Raw genomic sequence first — 19,861 nt, 5'->3', positions numbered from 1 at the left:
GGGGGTGGGGTTGGGGGTTTGTTTTGTTTTGGTTTGGGGGGTTAACGGGTGTGTTGAGGGGGGATTGTGGTTTTTCTGTCCTGTTCTCTTTCTGGGGGGGGGGGGGGGGGGGCTTTTTTTCCCCCCCCCCCCCCGGACCGCGAGGCCCCGGAGATCAGGTCGGGACCGGTCAGGAAGATCAGCTCAGGCGGACGTTGTCGACGGTCCAGTACCAGTTGTTGTCGCCGCTGTAGCGGAAGCGGATCTGGACGTCGGTGGCGCCGGCCGGGACCTGCAGCGCGATCGACTCGGCCTTGGCCACGGCGTCGGCGGTGTAGGACTTCACCACGGTCGGGGCGGCGCCGTTGTAGGAGACCAGGACCTGGGCGCTCTGGCCGGCCTCCTGGCGGTAGTGCGTCTGGAAGGTCAGGTTGCGCGTCGTGCCGCCCGTGACCGGCCACTTGGGGGTGATCAGGGTGGAGTCGAAGGTGCCCGTGTGGCTCTTGTCGTCCCACTCGTCGGAGTCGGCGACGGCGAAGACGTCACGGGAGCGGACGTTCAGCTCGCGCCACTGGTCGCGCTGGGCCTGGCTCCAGAACTCGTCGGTCGCGAAGGCCCAGCCGGCCCACTCGGTGACGCCGCCCGTGCCCATCCTGGAGTTGTCGACGGACCATCCGGCGGGCGGGGTGCGCGTGAAGCCCTTCACCCCGGCCGGGATGCCCGTCTCGTCCACGCGGGCCTGGAGGTTCGGGCGCAGGGTGTCGAAGGGGTCGTCGTCCGGGGCGTTCAGCGGGACGCCGTCGATGCCGGAGCCGCTGACCCCGACCTGGGCGAGCGCGGTGGCGGCCACGTCGACCAGCCGCACGTCGTCGCGTACGGAACCGGCCGGGATGCCCGCGCCCTTGGCGATGACGAAGGTGCCGCGCTCCTGGATGGTCGAGCCGCCGTGGCCGCCGGTGTTGGTGTGGCCGTGGTCGGTGGTGACCAGGACCTTCCAGTTCTCCTGGGCGTACGTCGGGCGGTTCTGGACGGCGGTCAGCAGCTGGCCGATGAGCGCGTCGGTGCGGCCGATCGCGTCGAGGTACTGCTGGCTGGCGGCGCCGTAGGAGTGGCCGGCGATGTCGATCTCGCCGAGGTAGACGAAGGCGGCGTCCGGGTTCTGGCCCTGCAGTTCGGCGGCGGCCGCGGCGGCGATCTTCGGGTCCTCCTTGCCGTAGCCGTCGCGGTCGCCCTTGAGGGAGAGGCGCTTGTCGACCTTGGCGGAGAAGATCGGGCCGTTCTGGTCGGTGGAGGTGATGGGCTCCCAGTCGGCGGCCGCGTAGGTGTTGAGTGCCGGGTTGGCGTTCTCGATGCGGGTCAGGAAGTCCGGGTACGCGGTGTAGTTCTTGCCGGTGAAGGAGTTGTCCTTCACCCCGTGCTTGTCGGGCCAGACGCCGGTGGCGATGGTGGACCAGCCGGGGCCCGAGGAGGTGGCGGCCATCGGGTTGGCGTAGAGGGTGCTGCGGGCGGTCAGGCCCTGGGCCATCAGGCCCTTGAGGTTCGGCGCGTTGGCGGCGTTGACGCGGTCCAGGACGGCGCCGTCGATGCCGATGACGAGGACCTTGTCGGTGTTGGCGGTCACGTCGACGGCGCCGGCGGGGGTCGCCGCGATCGCCGCGGCGATCAGGGCGGTGGCGGTGGCGGAAGCGGCGGCGACACGGCGTCCGGGCAGGCGTCCGGGCAGGACAGGGGACACGTACTCCTCCTGGGAGCAAGTGAGCGGCGGAAGGTGCGGGGCACGGGCGGGGTCCGGACCGGCGGTGCGGCCGTCGGTCCAGACCCGTTATACGAGCGTCACTGTGCTGGGCTTGGGTGGCCAGGAAGTAACCGGTCAGCTTCCGGTTGCCGACTTCCACGCGTCGACGTAGCCGGTGAAGTTCTTGTCGATGTCGGCCCAGTTCGGCTCGAAGATCTCGACCCCCGACATGATCTTGGTGAGCTCGACGGCGTTGGCGTCGGTCGGTTTGACGTCGGTGCGCGCCGGGAAGCCGCCGCCGACCTCGCTGACCAGCTTCTGGGACTCCTCGCTGAGCAGGTGGTCGAGGAGCTTCTTGCCGTTCTCGGAGTGCGGGGCCTTGTCGAGCAGGCCGGCCGCGTACGGCAGGGCGAAGCTGGTGGACTTGCCGCCGTCCTTCGCCGGGAACCAGATGCCCAGGTTCGGCATGGACTTGGACTGCGCGAAGTTCATCTGGACGTCGCCGTTGGCCACGAGCAGCTCGCCCTTGTCCGTCTTCGGCGCGAGCTTGCTGGTGGAGGAGGACGGGCCGACGTTGTTGGCCTGGAGCTTCTTCAGGTACTCCATCGCCGGCTCCTTGCCGCCGAAGTCGTGCATCGACTTGATGAGGACGGCGGTGCCGTCGCCCGCGACGCCCGGGGTGGAGTACTGGAGCTTGCCCTTGTACTTGGCGTCCAGCAGCTCCTCCCAGGTCCTGGGGGGCTCGGGGAGCTCCTTCTTGTTGTAGATGAAGCCGAAGTAGTTGTTGACGACCGAGGTCCACTTGCCGTCGGCGGCCTTGTCCGCGCCGTTGACCTTGTCGGAGCCCTGCGGCTCGTAGGGCTGGAGCAGCCCCTTGCCGTCGGCCTGCTGGATGAAGGGCGGCAGGGCGATCAGTACGTCGGCCTGGGTGTTGGTCTTCTCGCGGACGGCGCGCTGCACCATTTCGCCGGATCCGCCCTCGACGTACTTGACCTCGATGCCGGTCTTCTTGGTGAAGTCGGCGAAGACCCTGTCGTACCAGCCGTCGCCCTTCTCGCTCTTGAGGCCGTCGGCGCTGTAGACGGTGACGATCTTCTCGCCGGCCTCGGAGTCGGCGGCGGAGGAGCCGCCGCAGGCGGTGAGGGAGGCGGTGAGGGCGAGGCCGCCGGTGAGGGCTGCGGCGGTACGGAGGCCGGGACGGGTGTGGGGCTTGCTGGGCATGTAACTTCCTTACGGGGAAAGGGAGTCAGCGGTACGAGGCTTTGGTGCGGATGCGGGAGACGGCCAGCAGGACCAGCAGGGTGGCGGCCATCAGGACCACGGCGACGGCGGAGCCGGTGAAGAGCGAACCGCGGTCGGTGGCGGTGAAGATGCGGACCGGGAGGGGCATCCAGTCCGGCGGGTAGAGCATCATCGTGGCGCTCAACTCGCCCATGGACAGGGCGAAGCAGAGTCCGGCCGCCGCCGTGAGGGACGGCAGCAGGAGGGGGAGCCTGACCCGCCACAGCACGTACGCGGGACGGGCGCCCAGGGAGGCCGCCGCCTGCTCGTACGCGGGGTCGAGCCGTACGATCGCGGCCGAGACCGACTGGTAGGCGAACGCCGTGACGAGAATCGTGTGCGCCAGGACGACGATCGAGCTGGTGCCGTTGAGCAGGACCGGCGGCCTGCTGAAGGCGACGAGCACGGCGAGGCCGACGACCACGGACGGCACGGCGACGGGCAGCATGAACAGCGCGTCCAGGAGCCGCTTCCCGCGCCTGCGCAGCGTGGCGGCGGCGAGCGCGGCCCAGGTGCCGACGGTGAGCGCGAGGAGGCTGGCGGCGAGGGCGGTGACCAGGCTGGTGGTCAGGGCCCGGAGGGATTCGCCGCGCACGGCGGCGGCGTAGTTCCCGGTCGTCGGGCCGGAGGGGAAGGCGCCGGACCAGTGGGTGGCGAAGGAGGCAGCGACCACGACGAGCAGGGGCAGGGCGAAGAGCGGCAGGAAGAGGACGCCGAAGAGGCCCCAGGCGGCCCAGCGACCGGTCTTGCTATGCACCAGCACGCTTGCTCACCACCCGGTAGAGGCCGAACAGGCCGACGGAGATCGCGATGTTGACGACGGCGACCACGCAGGCGGCCGCGTAGTCGGATTCGAGGATGGCCTTGCCGTAGACGAGCATCGGGAGGGTCGTGACGTCCTTGGCTCCGGTGAACAGGACGATCCCGAACTCGTTGAGGCACATGACGAGGACGAGGCTGCCGCCGGCGGCGAGGGCCGGAAGGGCCTCGGGCAGGATCACCTGCCGGATGATCCGGGCGGGGCGGGCGCCGAGGCTGGAGGCGACTTCCAGCTGGGCGGTGTCCAGCTGGGAGAAGGCGGCGAGCAGCGGGCGCATCACGAAGGGCGTGAAGTACGTGATCTCCGCGAGGAGGACGCCCCACGGGGTGGTGAGGAAATGGAACGGGCCTTCGGCCGCGCCCGTGAGGTCGGTCCAGAGACCGTTGGCCATGCCGACGGTGCCGTAGACGAAGAGGAGGGCGAGGGTGATGAGGAAGGAGGGGAAGGAGAGGAAGACGTCGATGAACTTCGCGACGGCGCGGGCCCCGGGGAAGGGCACGAAGGCGATGATCAGCGCGAGCGCGAAGCCCAGGACGAGGCAGCCGGCGGTGGCTCCAACGGCCAGCCAGACGGTGGTCCCCAGTGCCTCCCGGAAGGCGGTGGAGGCGAACACGGCACGGTAGGCGTCGAAGGCCCCGCCGCCGCCCTCGGGGGTGAGGGACTGCTGGACGACCAGCCCGATGGGATAGAGGAACACCACGGCGAGCGCGACGACGGGCGGCAACACCCACACGCGGTGCCCCTGCGGGGTTGCTCCACGCTTGGGGGTGGCTTCGGTCCCCCGAAAGATGCCCGTACGGCCGCCCTTACCCGACTCCACCTCCCGTCCGGGCCCATCCAGCCCCGCCGGCACATCCCTCCCCGGCACATCCAGCCCCGCCGGCACATCCCTCCTCAGCACATCCAGCCCCGCCGGCACATCCAGCCTCGCCGGCGTTTGAGGCGCGGGGTTCGGGGCGGAGCCCCGGTCTTTCAGCCTCGCCGCACCATCCAGCCCCGCCGGCGTTTGAGGCGCGGGGTTCGGGGCGGAGCCCCGGTCTTTCAGCCCCGCCGGCGTTTGAGGCGCGGGGTTCGGGGCGGAGCCCCGGTCTTTCAGCCCCGCCGGCGTTTGAGGCGCGGGGGCGGGGGCGGAGCCCCGGGTTTGTGCGGTGCGGGCCGCGGAGGGGCCGGGCGGGGCGGCGGGCCGCCGCATGGCCTCAGGCATCGGACACCCCCGCGGCCAACAGCACCGCATCGCACGGCAAGAAGTGCAAGGTGACCCGCTCCCCCAGCGCCGGAGTCTCCCGCAGCTCGGGCAGGTCCGCCTTGACGCGGTGGCCGTCGACGTCGACGTACAGCCGGTGCGTCGAGCCGCGCCACTGGACCTCGGCGATGGTCCCGCTCAGCGCGTTGGGACCGGCCCCGAGGCCGAGCAGGTGCGGCCGTACGCACAGGGTCGCCGTGGAGCCCGGCGCCGCCCGCCCGCGGTCGAGGGTCAGCGTGCGGCCCTCGAAGACCGCGCCGCTCTCGGCCACCGTCACCGGCAGCAGGTTCGCGTTGCCGACGAAGGAGGCGGTGAACTCGGTGCGCGGGGCCCGGTACAGCTCCTGCGGGGTCCCGCAGTCCTGGAGCCGGGCCTTGTCCATGACGGCGATCCGGTCGGCCAGGGTGAGCGCCTCGACCTGGTCGTGGGTGACGTACAGGAGGGAGACGTCGGGCAGTTCGCGGTGCAGGCGGGCCAGTTCGGCGAGCATCCCGGAGCGCAGCTGCGCGTCGAGGGCCGAGAGGGGCTCGTCCAGGAGCAGCACTCCCGGGCGGATCGCCAGCGCGCGGGCGATGGCCACGCGCTGCTGCTGGCCGCCGGAGAGCTCGCGGGGGTAGCGCTTGGCGTAGGCCGCCATGCCGGTCAGCTCCAGGGCCTCGGCGACGCGGCCGGGGATCTCGGCCCGGGGGGCCTTCTGCGCCTTGAGGCCGAAGGCGACGTTGTCCTCGACCCTCATGTGCGGGAAGAGCGCGTACTGCTGGACGACCATGCCGATGCCGCGCTTGTGCGGCGGGAGCGCGGTGACGTCCTGGCCGCCGATCAGCACCCGGCCCGCGAAGGGCCGTACGAAACCGGCGACCGCGCGCAGCGCCGTGGTCTTGCCCGATCCGGAGGGGCCGAGCAGCGCCATCACCTCGCCCGGCTCGACGGTCAGGTCGAGGGAGTCCAGCACGGTGTGGCCGCCGTAGGCGACGCTGACCCCGTCGAAGCGGATGCCGCTCACGCCGACTCCAGGAGGACGGCGGGGAGTTCGGCGACGGATCCGAGGACGTGGGTCGCGCCGGCTTCCGTCAGCGCCGCGCGGTCGTGGGCGCCGGTGAGGACGCCCGCCACGATCCCGGCGCCTGCGCGACGGCCGCTGAGCATGTCGTAGGCGGTGTCGCCGGCGACCACGGTGTCGCGTACGTCGGCCACGGCGCCGGTGCGCAGGAACGCGGTCAGCACCATGTCCGGGTAGGGCCGGCCGCGGCCGCCCGCGTCGGCGGGGCAGAGGGTCAGGTCGGCGAGGTCCTGCCAGCCGAGCGCGTCGAGGATGGCGTCCTGGGTGACCCGGGCGAAGCCGGTGGTCAGCACGACGGTGCGGCCGTGGGCGCGCAGTTCCTCGATCGCGGCGCGGGCGCCGGGCAGCGGGGTGACGAGGCCGCCGTCGACGAGTTCCCCGTACGCCTCCTCGAAGGCGGAGTTCGCGCGCTGGGCGAGCTCCTCCGTACCGAAGAGGTGGCGGAAGACGGAGATCTTCGACTCGCCCATGGTGTCGAGGACGTACTGGAGCTTCTCGGCGTGGCCGGGGGTGCCGGGCTCGACGCCGAGGCGCTCGGCGGCGCGCCCGAAGGCGCGCTCGACGAGGCCGCCGTCGGCGACGGTGGTGCCGGCCATGTCGAGGACGATCAGCTTGCGGGTGTCCGCGAGCGGCTTGGTGTCGGTCGTATCGGTCGTGTCAGCCGTATCGGCCGTATCGGTTCCATCCGTCGTGTGGGTCATCTGACTTACCAGCCCAGTTCGTTCGCGGTGGTCTCGGCTATGGCGGGCGAGCAGGTCATGCCGCGCCCGCCGGGTCCGGTCACGAGCCAGACGCCGTCGGCCACCTGCTGGCGGTGGACGACGCGGGTGGTGTCGGTGCACTGCGCGTACACGCCCGCCCAGCGGCGCCGGATCTTCGGCAACGGGCGTCCCAGGAAGGACTCGACCACGCCGGTGAGGTGCTCGTAGGGGTCTTCGAGGGTGTCGAAGGCGAAGGGGTGCTCGTACTCGTGGGTGTCGCCGATGGTCAGTCCGCCGTCCTGGCGCTGGACCATCAGCAGTTGCATCTTGTGCTCGGCGGCGACCGGCGCCTGGGGCTGTGCGGCGGTCAGCTCGTCGAGGGCGGCGGACCGGTAGGCGGGGTAGTAGCGGAAGCTGTCGGCGTCCGCGATCGAGGTGGTCAGCGGCTCGCCGAGCGGGGCGGTCTGCATCATCTGGAGCCGGACCCGGCGCACGGGCAGGTCGGGGACCAGTTCGCGGACCAGGCCGGACAGCCAGGCGCCGGTGGCGAGGACCACCACGTCGCCGCGGTGGACGTCGCCGTGATCGTCGCGGACGGCGCGGGGGCCGATGCCGGGACCGGTGCCGGGACCGGTGCCGGCCACCTCGCGGACCTCGCGGCCGGGGAGGAAGGTGTAGCGGCCGTTCGCCTTGGCGCGCAGGGCCGCGCGGAGGTGGAGCTGGGCGGTGCGCGGTTCGACGGCGGCGTCCCGCTCGCACCACAGGGCGGCCTCGAAGGCGCCGCGCAGGGCCGGGTTGATCTCCCGCGCCTCCTGCGCGGTGACCAGCCGGTAGCCGCGGGCGGCGGCGTCGGGGCGGGCCGCGGCCGCCTCGGCGACCGCGTACTCGCGCTCGCCCCGGAGGGGGGTGAGCGAGCCGTTGGCCCGGAAGCCCAGGCCGGGCACCTCCGCGCCGATGCGCTCCCAGAGCTCGCGGGCCCGCAGGGCGGTGTCGAGCTCCTCGCCCCCGGCCCGTCCACTGACCCAGATCTGGCCGAAATTGCGCAGTGATGCGCCGCGGGCCTCGCTCTCTCGCTCGATCTGGACGACCTCGTGGCCGCGTTCGACTGCTTGCCAGGCGTGCATGGTGCCGACCACGCCGCCTCCGACGACTATGACTCTCACGTCGTCCACCGTGGTCGGGGGCCGTGACCCGGGAGGATCGGCCCGGCAACGCGCCGGTGAACACCCCTCGACGTTTGGACTAGACCCGTTATCTTTCTGTGATACAAGGACGTCCCTTTTCGTTCGGTTCGATGGGTTTGGCGCGGACCTACTCGGCCCTCAGGCGGGTCGTGAAGCTGAACCGATCACCACGGTAGAGCGAACGCACCCGCTCCAGGGGCCGGCCGTCCTGATCCCGCGAGAAGCGGTGGATGAGCAGCATGGGAAGGGCCGGCGGGGTGCCGATCAGCAGGGCTTCGCGCGGGGTGGCCAGGACCGTCTCCAGCTTCTCGTCGGCTTCGCCGAAGGAGATGCCGAGGCTGTCGCGGAGGTACCCGTAGAAGGAGGAGTCCGGCTGGAAATCGTCCTCCAGGCGGGGGGCTCGGGCCACCCGGATGTACGTGCTCTCCAGGCCCACGCGCTCGTCGTCGGCCAGCAGGACCCGCTCCAGGTGCCAGACGGGCTCGCCGGGCTCGGCGCCGATGCCGGGAGCGAGGTCGGGCGGGCAGGGGAACTGCTCCAGGCCGATGAGGTGACGGCCCGGACGACGGCCCTGGCGGCGCACGCCCTCGGTGTAGCTGGCGAGGGAGAGCGGCTGCTCCAGCTTCGGGCCGGCCACGACGGTCCCGCGGCCGGAGCGGCGCAGCCGGCCCTCCAGCAGCAGCTCGCGCAGGGCTTGCCGGACGGTCTCGCGGGACACCTCGTACCGCTCGGCGAGATCGCGCTCGGTGGGCAGCGCGCCGCCCTCGCCGAGCTCGTCGAGGAGCCCGGCGATCCGGGCCTTGACGGCGTAGTACTTGGGGACGCGACCGTGTTCGGGAATGCCCGAGCGCACGGGCGAGCCGGGGCGGTGACGCGGGATCTGTTCTTCCACGGTGGGACTCTATGCGGGGGCGCCGCACGGGTCGGGGGTACGGGCCGGGGGTACGGGCCGGAGGTGCGGGCCGGGCCTACGGGCCGGAGGTACGGGCCGGACGTACGGGCCGGACCTACGTGGGCGGACGTACGTGGGCGGATCAGCGTGCGGGTGTCCGTACGCGGATCAGCGTGCGGGAGTCCGTCGCAGTCGCCGGGCTCCCACCAGCAGTCCGCCACCGGCGGCCAGCGCGACCACGGCGCCCGCGCCGTACGCCCACTCGCGCGGGCCGGTGTGCGCGAGGGAGCCGCCCTCGACCGAATCCTCCGGGTCCTCGACGGAGAACCGGTAACCGCCGGCCTCGCCGATCCAGTCGCCGTCGTCGCCCTTGCGCTGGACGAGGGCGGCATCGGCGACGACCTCGCCGGTGGGGGCGTCGGGCGCGAAGGCGAGGCCGACCCGGACGGTCAGGGACCCGCCGGCGCCGACGGTGAAACCGGGGAAGGCGTCGCCGCCGTCGAAGACGGCGATGATCTCGTCGCGGTCGCTCCGCTCCAGGCTGGCGGGGAAGGTGCCGCCGGGGGCGTCGAACTCCATCCGCAGGTGCTCGGGGCGCAGGGCACGGGCCTTGTCGGTGAAGACGACGACGGGGTGGACGGCCGTGCACTCGGAGTTCGTGGTGTTGGTCAGATCCAGGTACCAGGTCTGCGGCCCGCCCCCGGTGCGGTACACGGCCGGACCGCCGCGGATGCGTGCCCCGATGGGGAAGGCGGTGCTCTTTCCGTCGCCGCAGGTGGCCTGCGCGCGCGACGGCAGCGCGGGGGCGGGGCGGCCACTACCGGTGCCGATGTCCGCACCGGCGGTGGATGCGGTGGTGACGACCAGGGCGGCGGCGAACGCGGCGGTGAGGGCAAGGGCTTTGCGCAGTCGCATGGAAGACCTTCGCTGCTCGCCGGACGGGACGATGGTCGGACGAGGTGACAATCACCCCGATCCTGCCCGCACCCTGCCACGCACGCGCGCCCCGTCCCCACGCGCCACGCCTGATTCGCTCCGATTTACGCCCACCCGGACGCACGAGTCAAGCCCTATCCAGCCTCGCCGGCCACCCTCCAGCCCCGCCGGCGTTTGAGGCGCGGGGCCCGGGGCGGAGCCCCGATCTTTCAGCCTCGCCGGCGTTTGAGGCGCGGGGGTCCGGGGGCAGCGCCCCCGGCAACGGCGCGGCACCCGTCACCCCGCCCGCCCGAACACCGGCCCCAGCACCAGCTCCGCCGCCCCCTCCGCCACCCCCGCCCCCGCCAGGGCCACCACCGGCCGGGCCAGCGCCAGCGAACGCGCGGCGAGCACACCCCGCACCCCCGCCACGAAGACCCCCGGCGCCGCGGCCACGACGCGGCCCCCCAACAGCACCGCGTCCACGTCCAGCAGCGCGACCAGATTCGCCGCGCCCTCTCCCAGGATCCGCGCCGCCTCGGGCAGATCACCGCGGGCCACCGCCCCCAGGCACAGCACCTCCACACAGCCCCGCGCCCCGCACCGGCACACCGGACCGTCCATGCGGAGCACCTGGTGGCCGAACTCCCCCGCCGCCGACCGGGCACCCCGGTAGACCTCACCGCCCAGCCACAACCCCGCGCCGAGCCCGGTCCCCACGTGCAGGTACACGGAGGTACGCGGCGGCCCGGCACCCAAACCCACCCCCACGCCCACCCCGCCCCCGGCCACCGCCCCCGCGGCCGCCGCCACCCCCGCGTTGGTGTCCTTGTCCAGCAGCACCGGCAGACCCAGCCGCCCCTCCAGCACCTCCCGCAGCGGAAAACCCTCCCACTGCGGGAACCCGGTGACCCGCCCCATCACCCCGGCCCGATGATCGAGCGGCCCCGGCGCGGCCACCCCGACGCCCAGCAGCGGCGGCCCCGCCGGTTCGCGGACCCGCGCGACCGCCCGTACGACCGCCTCCACCACCGCGTCCGGGCCGGCCCCGAAGTCCAGCGGGCCACTGCTCTCGGCGACGACGCGGCCCGCCAGGTCCACCCGTACCGCCCGGAGTTCGTCGCGGTCCAGGTGTACTCCGACCGCGTGACGTACGTCCGGCACCAGGCGGAGCAGGGTGCGCGGCTTGCCGCCGGTGGACGCGGCGCGGCCGGCCTCCGCGACCAGCCCGTCCGCGCCGAGCCGTGCCGTGATCTTGCTGACGGCCTGCGGGGTGAGCCCCGTACGGGCCGCGAGTTCCGTGCGGCCCACGCCCGCCGGGCCGGCGCCGCGCAGCAGATCCAGCATCAGCGCCTCGTTGTACCCGCGCAGCGCCGGCAGGTTCACCCCGCCCCGCCCACCGCGCCCGTCCCCATGGCCGCTACCGCTACCCCTGTTCACCGGCCCATTGTCCCCTTTCCTTGCACTTCTACAACACTGTTGCCAAAGTGGTCGCCATGAGCACCGCCCCCACCGCCTCCGCCTCTTCCGCCCCGCTCCGCGTTGGCCTCATCGGCTACGGACTCGCCGGTTCCGTCTTCCACGCCCCCCTCGTGGCCGCCACCGAGGGGCTCGTCCTCGACACGGTCGTCACCTCCGACCCGGCCCGGCAGGCCCAGGCCTGCGCCGAGTTCCCCGACGTCCGCATCGCCGCCACCGCCGCCGAGCTGTGGGAACGGGGCGCGGACGTCGATCTCGTCGTGATCGCCTCCCCCAACCGGACCCACGTCCCGCTCGCCACCACCGCCCTCGAAGCCGGTATCCCCGTGGTCGTGGACAAGCCGCTCGCCGCGACCGCCGCCGAGGCCCGCGCGCTCGCCGCGCTCGCGGACCGCCGCGGAACCTTCCTCTCCGTCTTCCAGAACCGCCGCTGGGACAACGACTTCCTCACCCTGCGCCGCCTCCTCGCGGACGGCGAGCTCGGCGAGGTCCAGCGCTTCGAGTCCCGCTTCGAGCGCTGGCGCCCGCACCTGAAGGGCGGCTGGCGCGAGTCGGGCGCGCCGGAGGAGATCGGCGGCCTGCTGTACGACCTCGGCAGCCACGTCGTGGACCAGGCGCTCGTGCTGTTCGGGCCGGCCGTACGGGTCTACGCGGAGACCGACGTACGCCGCCCGGGCGCCGAGACCGACGACGACACCTTCATCGCCCTCACGCACGCGAACGGGATCCGCTCCCACCTCTACGTCAGCGCGACCACCGCCCAGCTGGGACCGCGCTTTCGCGTACTGGGCTCCCGGGCCGGCTATGTGAAGTACGGCCTCGATCCGCAGGAGGGCGCCCTGCGGGACGGGCTGCGACCGGTGGCGGGCGCGCCGTGGGGCGAGGAACCCCCGCACCTGTGGGGGCGGCTGGGCTCCGGTGAGTCCCCGCTGACCGGCGGCGGCACCCCGGTGCCGACCGCGCCGGGCGACTACCCGGCGTACTACGCGGCGGTCGCGGCCGCCCTGCGCACGGGCGGGCCCGCCCCCGTCACGGCCCTGGAAGCCGCGCACTGCCTCGACGTACTGGAGGCTGCCCGCAGGTCGTCCCGGGAGGGGACGGTGGTGGCGATTCCCGCCACGCCGTGAGCGCACCGCACGCACGCGGAAGGGGCGGGGCCGCCGCCGGCAGCCCCGCCCCTTCCCGTCCGTCTCCGGACGTCAACGCCCTACGCGCCTACGCGCCCTTGAACTCCTGGCGCTGGCGGCCGAGGCCCTCGATCTCCAGCTCCACGACATCACCGGCCCGCAGGTACGGCTTCGGCTCCGGCTGGCCCATGGCCACGCCGCCCGGCGTACCGGTGACGATGACATCGCCGGGGTACAGGGTCATGAACTGGCTCAGGTACCGGACGACCTCGCCGACCGGGAAGATCTGGTCCGAGGTGTTGCCGTCCTGCTTGAGCTCGCCGTTGACCCACAGCTTCACGTCCAGCACCTGCGGGTCCGGGACCTCGTCGGCGGTGACCAGCCAGGGGCCGAGCGGGGTGAAGGTCTCGCAGTTCTTGCCCTTGTCCCAGGTGCCGCCCCGCTCGATCTGGAACTCGCGCTCCGAGACGTCGTTGACCAGCACGTAGCCGCCCACGTGCGCGAGGCCCTCCTCGGCGGAGGCCAGGTAGCGGGCGGTGCTGCCGATGACGACGCCGAGCTCGGCCTCCCAGTCGGTCTTCACGCTGCCGCGCGGGATCAGCACGGTGTCGTCCGGGCCGACCACGGTGTCCGCGGCCTTGAGGAAGAGAATCGGCTCGGCCGGCGGCTCCGCGCCGATCTCGGCCGCGTGCCCGAAGTAGTTCAGGCCGATGCCCACGACCTTGCCTATGCGGCCGACCGGCGCACCGATGCGCAGCCCTTCGGCGTCCAGGACCGGAAGCTCACCGGACGCGGCCGCGTCCCGTACCCGGGACAGCACGGAGTCGTCGGCGAGCACGCCGCCGTCCACATCCGTGATCAGGCCGGACAGGTCACGCAGGGTCCCGTCCTGGTCGAGCAGCGCGGGGCGCTCCGACCCGACCGGTCCGACACGCAGCAGCTTCATGGGCATTCTCCCGTGGTCGTGGGTGGTCGACCCATGGGCATGCCCCGGGCCGGACGATGGGTTGCGGCCATCGGAGGATTGGCCGATCCTCCAAGAAGTCCACCCAATCCGCAAGACCCTGTTCACGGACTGGAACGCACCCCTCGGTCAGCCGCCGCAGCTGCCGTCAGCCCGGCGCTGGAGTCGGGCCCGCTCCGCGACCGACCACGCGGTGGTGGTCAGCAGGTACAGTCCGGCGGCCAGCGGCACCACGGCAGCCGTGATCAGCGTCCCGAACGACAGCAGGGGCAGTACGCCGCCCAGCTTGCGCATGACCTTCCGCTGCTCAGCGCTCACCGCGACGGGCACCCCGCCGCCCTGCCCCCGCCCGCCGGGCACCACCGGGGCCGAGGCAGCCGCGGCCACGGCGGCCGCCCGACGCCCCCGCACCGCACTCAAGGCGGCCACGGCCGCGATCGCCGCGAACAGTCCGAGGAACACCAGCCCCTGCGCCCCGAGCGGGCCGCCCTCCCCCAGCGGCTCGGTCCACCGGGCCCCCAGCGGCGCGGCGAACAGCCGGTGCGCGAGCAGTTCCTCCCCCGAGGAGAAGGCCTGGTACATCAGGAAGAACACGGGCAGTTGCAGCAGCACGGGCAGACACCCGGCCACCGGAGTCGAGGCCCGGAAGGCGAGAGGTACTGCGCGCCCCTACGCGGCCGTCGGGACGAGACGGCCGGGCGCCCTGGGCCGCGACCGGCCCGAGGCATCGGGATCACGCTGCGGCAGGAACGCCGTGCGCTGCTCGCGATCACGGATCGCGGTGCGTATTCGGTGCGGCGGCACGGGCCGCACGAGCCGTGCGGCGGCGGCCAGGGCCGCGGTGCCCACGGCGACGGTGGCCGCGAGGGCGACCACCACGGCGCCCAGCCCGCTCTCCCCGGCGAACAGCCCGAGGACTCCCCCGAGCACCACCAGCGAGACCAGAGTCCGGGCGAACAGGAGGAACGAGGGCGCGCGGAGCCCGCCACGTCGTCGCCGAGCCATGCGGACCTCCCCTCCCCACTCCCGCGCGCGAACTCCCGTACGAGACGCGCCACTCCCGATCGATACTAAGGGGGCCCGCTGACAACGGGGGTGGGCTCAGGACGTGAGGGTCCCCCACACCACCAGGCGGTACTTGGAGCTGTACTCGGGCGTGCAGGTGGTGAGCGTGATGTACGCGCCGGGCTCGCTGTACCCCTGGTCCGGCTTCACCACGCTCCGCGGCACGGGCGCGATCACCCCGGTGTCCCGCTCGGTGGTCTCGCTCAGGATCTTCCCCACGACGTACGTGTACCGCCGTCCGCGCACGTCGACGACGACCTCGTCCCCCGCCCGCAGCCGGTTGATGTAGCGGAACGGCTCGCCATGGGTGTTCCGGTGCCCGGCCAGCGCGAAGTTCCCCCGCGCCCCGGGTCCGGCGGTCCCGGGGTAGTGCCCGGCGTAGCCCTTGTCGAGGACGGCCCGCTTGTCGATCCCCTGCGCGACGGGGACGACGAGGCCGAGGCGCGGGATGCGCAGGACGGCGTACGCCCGGTCCCGGTCCGGCGGCCCTGTGGCGGCGGGACGGGGAGACCGGGACGGCGCCGCCGCCCCGGGCGTCACAGCGGCACCATCCGACTCGGCCGGGCCGACGACAGGCGCGGAACCACCCTCGGAACCGGCATCGCCATCGGCCGCGGAAGGGGAAAGGGAATCGGAAGAGGAGCCGGCGTCGGGCTCATCGCCCCAGCCCCTCTCCAGCACCTGGACCTGCTCCCGCGCGGCAGCCGCGGCCTGCCGGTTGGTCCACCACACCTGGTGCACCACCAGCAACAAGACCACCACGCCCACGGTGACGGCCAGCTCGGCGGCCGCCCACAACACCCCCACGAGACCGGCCCGGCGCGCCCGCCGGCCGCTCCCCTGAACCACCACAGGTATGGGATCCCGCACGGGCCGCACCTTAAGTCCTCCCCCGTCAACTGACCAGCGGCAGTACGGTGTGAACCATGCGCCCCGACACGCCTGCCGAGCACATCGCCGAAGCCGAGCGCCTCATCCGCACGGCGACCCGCTACCCCGAGGACCAGGAGCCCTTGCTCCTCCAGGCCGCGGCCCACCTCGAACTGGCCGACGCACGTGACCGGGCGAGCGCCCTGTACGACCAACTCCTCTCCGCCTCCCCGTCCGACCCCCACCTGATCAAGGCCCTACAGGCGGCGAACCTCTGGGAGTACGGCCACGAACCCGAGGCCCGCGCCCTCATCTCGGGCATCCGCGCCGCCTCCCCCAAGGACCCGGCGCCCTGGGAGATCATCGCGGAAGCCCTGGAGGCCCACGACGAGTTGGAGGCCTCGCACGACTGCTTCACCGAGGCGGCGACCCTCCTCATCACGGAGGACGACCCGCTCACCCCGGCCACCACGGCCCTGCTGACGGGCCGCCACCGTGTACGCCGCCTCCTCGGGCGCCCGCACGACGACTGGGACATGGTCGCCGACACCCGCCACATCGGCCCGATCCCCCTCGACGAGCTCCACGACCCGAAGCGCATCTGGGCCCTGGGATCCGACGACCCCACCGAACTGCGCGCCGAGATCGCCCGCCTGCGCGCCGAGCTGGGCGACCGCCGCGCGGCCCTCTCCCGGCCCTTCCCGGTGGCGATCCTCCACTGGCCGCAGCGCGAACTGTCCGAGCTCCTGACCAGCTACCCGACCCTGGCCTCCGAGTACCCCTCGCACGAGGCCCACCTGCGGGAGATCGAAAGCTCCCTCCGCGCCCTCGCCGCCTCGGGCACCACGAACCTCGGCATCGTCACGGCCAGCGTCCCCTCCTACGAGGCCTTCGCGGCGTCGGAGAAGACCTCCCCGGCCTCCCCGTCCCTCCTGGCCGAATACGCCACCACCCTCGCGGCCCGCGGCAAGGCCACCCCCTGGCCCCCCACCGCCACCGCCCCCTGCTGGTGCACCTCGGGCAAGCCGTACGCGGAGTGCCACGGCGGGACCTGAGCTCGTAGTGCCACGGGGGGCCTGAGCGCGTACGAGTAGGCGGGGCCGGCGTCGAAGCTACCGCGGGCGGCGGGTGAAGCGGCGGGCGGCCGCCACGCCCAGCAGCACGACGGCTCCGCCGAGGACGCTGTCCGGGAGCGCGTCCTGGAGCGCCCGGGGGAGGACGGCCATGACCCCCAGGATGATGAAGAACGCCACTGCGCAGGCCGCGATGGCGACCAGGGCTTTGTTCAGCAGGTTGTTGGGCACGCTGGGCTCCGGATTGTCGTTCGACATCGCGCTGTACTGGTTCAACGCCGGGCCGGTCGTGCCGATACGGGCGGTCCGCGGCACCGTACGGAAGTCGGATTTGTCGCACACCCTCCGGATCCGTGCACCCGCCCTCCGAGGAACCTCACCGGCGTAGATTCACTCTTCGAGAGGGGCGATACGACCGAAGCCGCCCAAGCCGGCCCAAGGAGCTGCAAACGTGATCTGTTATGGACCGGCCGTCCTGGACCTGTCGGACGAACTGGCCGACGCCTACAGCGAGGTCTTCTCCGCTCCGCCGTGGAACGAAGACGAAGAAACCATTCGCCAGTTCTCCTCCCGGCTACAGGCGGACAGCCGCCGCGCCGGCTTCCGTACCGCCTTCGCGCAGTCGGCCGTGGGCATCGACGGTTTCGCCACCGGCTGGCTGACGCCCAAGACCTTCCCCACGGACCGGGCCTACGGGCAGGTCGCCGCGCAGCTCGGCCGTCCGCGCGTACGCGAACTCCTCATCGGCGCCCTGGAGATCGACGAGCTCGCCGTCCGCCCGCACGCGCGCGGCCACGGCACCGGGCGCGCCCTGCTCGCCGAGATCACCGCCGACGCCCCTGACGCCCGCGCCTGGCTCCTCACCTCCCGGGTGGCCACCGACACCGTCGCCACCTACCGCCGGCTCGGCTGGCACGAGGTCACCCCCCTGCCGGGGACGGAGAACGGCGTCGTCGTCTTCCTCGCCCCGAACCACCCCTCGGTCTGAGCATCGGGCGCCCGCCACCGGGCATACCCGGGGCATGATCACTCGTATCGCCCAGCGCCAGCTGAACATGGCCACGTACCACCAGCTCAAGCAGGCCGGCATCCCGGCCGCCACCATCAGCGGCCGCAGCCGCCGGGGAGGTCCCTGGCAGCGGCTCCTGCCACGGGTCTATCTGCTCCAGACCGGCCCGCCTGACGACAGGCAGCGCGCCCTGTCCGCCGTCCTCTACGCCGCCCGGCCCACCGCCGATCCGCTGTCCGGCGCCACCGCGGCGCTCACGGGCGGCGCGGCCCTCGCGCTCCTGGGCATCCGCGACGCGCCTGCGGAACCGCGGGACGTCCTCGTCCGCTCCCCGCGCTCGGTGGCGGCCGTCGGCCCCGTCCGGCCCGGCGCGACCGCCCGCTGGCCCGCGACGATCAACATCTCCGGCGTCCCCAGTACGCGGCCGGTACGGGCCGCCGCGGACTTCGCGATGCGCACGGACGATCCGGATCTGGTGCGTTCCGTGCTGGCCAACGTCGTCCAGGGCGGCTGGTGCCACCCGCACGACCTGCACGCCGAACTGCGCGCCGGCCGGATCGTGAACCGCCCCGCCATCCGGGTGGCGGCCGCGGAGCTCGTCGCCGGAGTCCGCTCGATCGCCGAGGGCCGCGCGCGGGACACCCTGTCGGCCACGGACCTGCCCGCTCCGCTCTGGAACGCGCGCCTCTACGGCCCGGACGGGGCCTTCCTCGCCAGCCCGGACGCGTACTGGCCCGAGGAGGGCGTGGCCCTGGAGGTCGACTCCGCGGAGTACCACTACACCCGCGACTCCTGGCAGGCCACCCTGCACCGGCGCCTGCTACTGGAGGCGCGCGGTGTCCTCGTCGCCAGTACGACGCCCGGGATCCTGCGGGGCAGGCCGGCCGATGTGATCGCCGCCCTGCGCGCGCTCCTGGCCCTGGGCGCGAACCGCCCCGCGCCGCCGGGGGTCAGCGCCCGGGGGCACGCGCAGCTGGAGCTGCCGGGGCCTGGGCCGGGGCCCGGCTCATCCGCCGTACCCGGCGTACCCGGCTACGCCCCCAAGGCGCGGGACACCGTGTAGATCACCAGGCCCGCCAGGGCGCCGACCACCGTGCCGTTGATCCGGATGAACTGCAGGTCACGGCCGATGTGGGCCTCGATCTTGCGGGAGGTGTGCTCGGCGTCCCAGGCCGCGACCGTGTCCGTGATCAGCGAGGTGATCTCGGTCCGGTAGGTGGTGACGACGTAGACGACCGCGCCCTCGATCCAGCCCTCCACCTTCCGCTGCAGGCGGCCGTCGGTGGCCAGGCGCGCGCCCAGGGAGATCAGCGAGGCGCGCACGCGCAGGCGCAGCTCGCTCTGCTCGTCCTCCGCCGCCGAGATGATCATCGACCGGACCGCCGACCAGGCGGACGCGATGACGTCCTGGACCTCGTCACGGGCCAGGATCTCGGACTTGAGGCGCTCCACCTTCTCGCGCGTCTCCGTGTCCGACTGGAGGTCGGCCGAGAAGTCCGTCAAGAAGCGGTCCACCGCCCCGCGCGCCGGATGGGCGGGCATGTCCCGCATCTCCGTGACGAAACGGAGCAGCTCCTTGTAGACGCGCTCGCCCACCCTGCGGTCCACGAACCGCGGGGTCCAGCCCGGGGCTCCGCCCTGGACGGCGTCGCTGATCGACTCCCCGTGCGTGACCAGCCAGTCGTGGGCCTTGACGCAGACGAGGTCGACGACGCGGTGGTGGCCGCCGTCCGCGACGACCCGCTCGAGGGTCTTGCCGATGCCGGGGGCGATCTCGGCGGTCTCGGCGCGCCGGGTGATGGCCTCGCCCACGACGGCCTGCACATCGGAGTCGCGCAGGACGGTCAGGGCTCCGCGCAGGGCGGTGGCCAGCTCGGCGGTGACCCGGTCGGCGTGCGCGGGCTCGGCCAGCCAGGCGCCGAGGCGGCCGCCGATGCCGAGGGCGTGGAGCCGGGCCCTGACCACGTCGGAGGAGAGGAAGTTCTCGCCGACGAACTCCCCGAGGGTGACGCCGAGCTGGTCCTTCTTGGTCGGGATGATCGCGGTGTGCGGGATGGGCAGGCCGAGCGGCCGCCGGAAGAGGGCGGTGACGGCGAACCAGTCCGCGAGCGCGCCGACCATGCCGGCCTCGGCCGCGGCGGCGACGTACGGGGCCCAGCCGCCGGCGCCCCAGGCGTGCTGGGCGTACTTGGCCAGTACGTAGACCAGCGCGACCAGGATCAGCAGACCGGTCGCGGTGGTCTTCATCCGGCGGACGCCGCGGCGGCGCTCCGCGTCGGCGGGGCTGAACACGAACGCTCCGCGGGCCGGCGGTGGCGCTGCCGTGGGGGCGGTGCCTCCGGCTGTGCTGCGGTTCTCCACGTGCTCCTGCCTTCCCCCGGGGGCGCCGGGGCGCTGGTCTCGTCTGCATAGCATCCGACTCCCGGGAGGCCCGAGGAGTTCCCGCCACGCCATTTCGCCCCCG

The 19,861-nt window shown here is 73.0% G+C and carries 20 protein-coding genes; 4 read left to right on the top strand and 16 right to left on the bottom strand.

Going from position 1 to position 19,861, the window contains the following annotated elements:
• Window positions 1-178: 178 nt before the first annotated feature.
• The 10 genes from ACZ4TV_RS25045 to ACZ4TV_RS25000 form a co-directional block, all read right to left on the bottom strand.
• Entirely contained in the window at window positions 179-1,714 is a 1,536-nt protein-coding gene (locus tag ACZ4TV_RS25045; RefSeq protein WP_468137080.1) for an alkaline phosphatase family protein, read from the bottom strand.
• Window positions 1,715-1,849: 135 nt separating this feature from the next.
• Window positions 1,850-2,935, bottom strand: a complete 1,086-nt coding sequence (locus ACZ4TV_RS25040) for a 2-aminoethylphosphonate ABC transporter substrate-binding protein (protein ID WP_468137079.1) — start codon at window positions 2,933-2,935, stop codon at window positions 1,850-1,852.
• Window positions 2,936-2,960: 25 nt separating this feature from the next.
• On the bottom strand, window positions 2,961-3,758 hold the full coding sequence (locus tag ACZ4TV_RS25035) for an ABC transporter permease (protein WP_468137078.1): 798 nt from the start codon (window positions 3,756-3,758) through the stop codon (window positions 2,961-2,963).
• Entirely contained in the window at window positions 3,745-4,548 is an 804-nt protein-coding gene (locus tag ACZ4TV_RS25030) for a 2-aminoethylphosphonate ABC transporter permease subunit (protein WP_468137077.1), read from the bottom strand. The genes ACZ4TV_RS25035 and ACZ4TV_RS25030 overlap by 14 nt, the downstream gene beginning before the upstream one ends.
• A gap of 463 nt (window positions 4,549-5,011) precedes the next feature.
• Window positions 5,012-6,061: an ABC transporter ATP-binding protein gene (locus ACZ4TV_RS25025; protein ID WP_468137076.1), complete on the bottom strand. Its 1,050-nt coding sequence runs from the start codon at window positions 6,059-6,061 to the stop codon at window positions 5,012-5,014.
• Window positions 6,058-6,819 carry a phosphonatase-like hydrolase gene (locus ACZ4TV_RS25020; RefSeq protein WP_468137075.1) on the bottom strand — a complete coding sequence of 254 codons (762 nt, stop codon included), beginning with the start codon at window positions 6,817-6,819 and terminating at the stop codon, window positions 6,058-6,060. The genes ACZ4TV_RS25025 and ACZ4TV_RS25020 overlap by 4 nt, the downstream gene beginning before the upstream one ends.
• A 5-nt stretch (window positions 6,820-6,824) precedes the next feature.
• On the bottom strand, window positions 6,825-7,982 hold the full coding sequence (locus tag ACZ4TV_RS25015; RefSeq protein ID WP_468137073.1) for a TIGR03364 family FAD-dependent oxidoreductase: 1,158 nt from the start codon (window positions 7,980-7,982) through the stop codon (window positions 6,825-6,827).
• Between the two features lie 148 nt (window positions 7,983-8,130).
• A complete protein-coding gene (locus ACZ4TV_RS25010) occupies window positions 8,131-8,895 on the bottom strand; it encodes a GntR family transcriptional regulator (protein WP_468137072.1) in 765 nt (254 codons plus the stop codon).
• Between the two features lie 168 nt (window positions 8,896-9,063).
• Window positions 9,064-9,810, bottom strand: a complete 747-nt coding sequence (locus ACZ4TV_RS25005; protein WP_468137071.1) for a hypothetical protein — start codon at window positions 9,808-9,810, stop codon at window positions 9,064-9,066.
• Window positions 9,811-10,107: 297 nt separating this feature from the next.
• Window positions 10,108-11,250: an ROK family protein gene (locus ACZ4TV_RS25000; protein ID WP_468137070.1), complete on the bottom strand. Its 1,143-nt coding sequence runs from the start codon at window positions 11,248-11,250 to the stop codon at window positions 10,108-10,110.
• 56 nt (window positions 11,251-11,306) lie between these two features.
• Here ACZ4TV_RS25000 and ACZ4TV_RS24995 point away from each other — a divergent pair, with 56 nt between their 5' ends.
• A complete protein-coding gene (locus tag ACZ4TV_RS24995) occupies window positions 11,307-12,416 on the top strand; it encodes a Gfo/Idh/MocA family protein (protein WP_468137069.1) in 1,110 nt (369 codons plus the stop codon).
• A gap of 88 nt (window positions 12,417-12,504) precedes the next feature.
• On the opposite strand, the gene ACZ4TV_RS24990 is transcribed toward ACZ4TV_RS24995, so the two are convergent.
• The 4 genes from ACZ4TV_RS24990 to ACZ4TV_RS24975 form a co-directional block, all read right to left on the bottom strand.
• The gene (locus ACZ4TV_RS24990) at window positions 12,505-13,362 is read right to left on the bottom strand and encodes a fumarylacetoacetate hydrolase family protein (protein WP_468137067.1); all 858 of its coding nucleotides are present in this window, start codon (window positions 13,360-13,362) and stop codon (window positions 12,505-12,507) included.
• Window positions 13,363-13,509: 147 nt separating this feature from the next.
• The gene (locus ACZ4TV_RS24985) at window positions 13,510-14,010 is read right to left on the bottom strand and encodes a YidC/Oxa1 family membrane protein insertase (protein WP_468137066.1); all 501 of its coding nucleotides are present in this window, start codon (window positions 14,008-14,010) and stop codon (window positions 13,510-13,512) included.
• A 39-nt stretch (window positions 14,011-14,049) separates the two neighbouring features.
• Window positions 14,050-14,385: a DUF6412 domain-containing protein gene (locus tag ACZ4TV_RS24980; RefSeq protein ID WP_468137065.1), complete on the bottom strand. Its 336-nt coding sequence runs from the start codon at window positions 14,383-14,385 to the stop codon at window positions 14,050-14,052.
• A 96-nt stretch (window positions 14,386-14,481) separates the two neighbouring features.
• On the bottom strand, window positions 14,482-15,324 hold the full coding sequence (locus ACZ4TV_RS24975; protein ID WP_468137064.1) for a class E sortase: 843 nt from the start codon (window positions 15,322-15,324) through the stop codon (window positions 14,482-14,484).
• A 47-nt stretch (window positions 15,325-15,371) separates the two neighbouring features.
• Here ACZ4TV_RS24975 and ACZ4TV_RS24970 point away from each other — a divergent pair, with 47 nt between their 5' ends.
• Window positions 15,372-16,370, top strand: a complete 999-nt coding sequence (locus ACZ4TV_RS24970) for an SEC-C metal-binding domain-containing protein (protein ID WP_468137062.1) — start codon at window positions 15,372-15,374, stop codon at window positions 16,368-16,370.
• Window positions 16,371-16,427: 57 nt separating this feature from the next.
• On the opposite strand, the gene ACZ4TV_RS24965 is transcribed toward ACZ4TV_RS24970, so the two are convergent.
• On the bottom strand, window positions 16,428-16,730 hold the full coding sequence (locus tag ACZ4TV_RS24965) for a hypothetical protein (protein ID WP_468137061.1): 303 nt from the start codon (window positions 16,728-16,730) through the stop codon (window positions 16,428-16,430).
• 109 nt (window positions 16,731-16,839) lie between these two features.
• On the opposite strand from ACZ4TV_RS24965, the gene ACZ4TV_RS24960 reads away from it, so the two are divergent.
• Window positions 16,840-17,376 carry a GNAT family N-acetyltransferase gene (locus ACZ4TV_RS24960; protein ID WP_468137060.1) on the top strand — a complete coding sequence of 179 codons (537 nt, stop codon included), beginning with the start codon at window positions 16,840-16,842 and terminating at the stop codon, window positions 17,374-17,376.
• A gap of 34 nt (window positions 17,377-17,410) precedes the next feature.
• Window positions 17,411-18,460, top strand: coding sequence for a hypothetical protein (locus tag ACZ4TV_RS24955; protein WP_468137059.1), 1,050 nt, complete (start codon window positions 17,411-17,413; stop codon window positions 18,458-18,460).
• Here the strand turns inward: ACZ4TV_RS24955 and ACZ4TV_RS24950 are convergent.
• Window positions 18,430-19,812, bottom strand: a complete 1,383-nt coding sequence (locus ACZ4TV_RS24950) for a DUF445 domain-containing protein (RefSeq protein WP_468137058.1) — start codon at window positions 19,810-19,812, stop codon at window positions 18,430-18,432. The two genes, ACZ4TV_RS24955 and ACZ4TV_RS24950, sit on opposite strands and share 31 nt — an antisense overlap.
• Window positions 19,813-19,861: the final 49 nt, after the last annotated feature.

The sequence above is a fragment of the Streptomyces sp. NPDC028910 genome (genome assembly GCF_055564955.1).
Note: the sequence above shows the minus strand (reverse complement) of the source record. Positions and strands in the feature narration are given on the sequence as shown.

Excerpts from the sequence above, each read along its gene's own strand:
- ACZ4TV_RS25005 (WP_468137071.1), bottom strand. The coding sequence starts at position 9,810 with ATGCGACTGCGCAAAGCCCTTGCCCTCACCGCCGCGTTCGCCGCCGCC.
- ACZ4TV_RS24990 (WP_468137067.1), bottom strand. The coding sequence starts at position 13,362 with ATGAAGCTGCTGCGTGTCGGACCGGTCGGGTCGGAGCGCCCCGCGCTG.
- ACZ4TV_RS24980 (WP_468137065.1), bottom strand. The coding sequence starts at position 14,385 with ATGGCTCGGCGACGACGTGGCGGGCTCCGCGCGCCCTCGTTCCTCCTG.
- ACZ4TV_RS24955 (WP_468137059.1), top strand. The coding sequence starts at position 17,411 with ATGATCACTCGTATCGCCCAGCGCCAGCTGAACATGGCCACGTACCAC.
- ACZ4TV_RS24995 (WP_468137069.1), top strand. The coding sequence starts at position 11,307 with ATGAGCACCGCCCCCACCGCCTCCGCCTCTTCCGCCCCGCTCCGCGTT.
- ACZ4TV_RS24950 (WP_468137058.1), bottom strand. The coding sequence starts at position 19,812 with ATGCTATGCAGACGAGACCAGCGCCCCGGCGCCCCCGGGGGAAGGCAG.
- ACZ4TV_RS25040 (WP_468137079.1), bottom strand. The coding sequence starts at position 2,935 with ATGCCCAGCAAGCCCCACACCCGTCCCGGCCTCCGTACCGCCGCAGCC.
- ACZ4TV_RS25020 (WP_468137075.1), bottom strand. The coding sequence starts at position 6,819 with ATGACCCACACGACGGATGGAACCGATACGGCCGATACGGCTGACACG.
- ACZ4TV_RS24970 (WP_468137062.1), top strand. The coding sequence starts at position 15,372 with ATGCGCCCCGACACGCCTGCCGAGCACATCGCCGAAGCCGAGCGCCTC.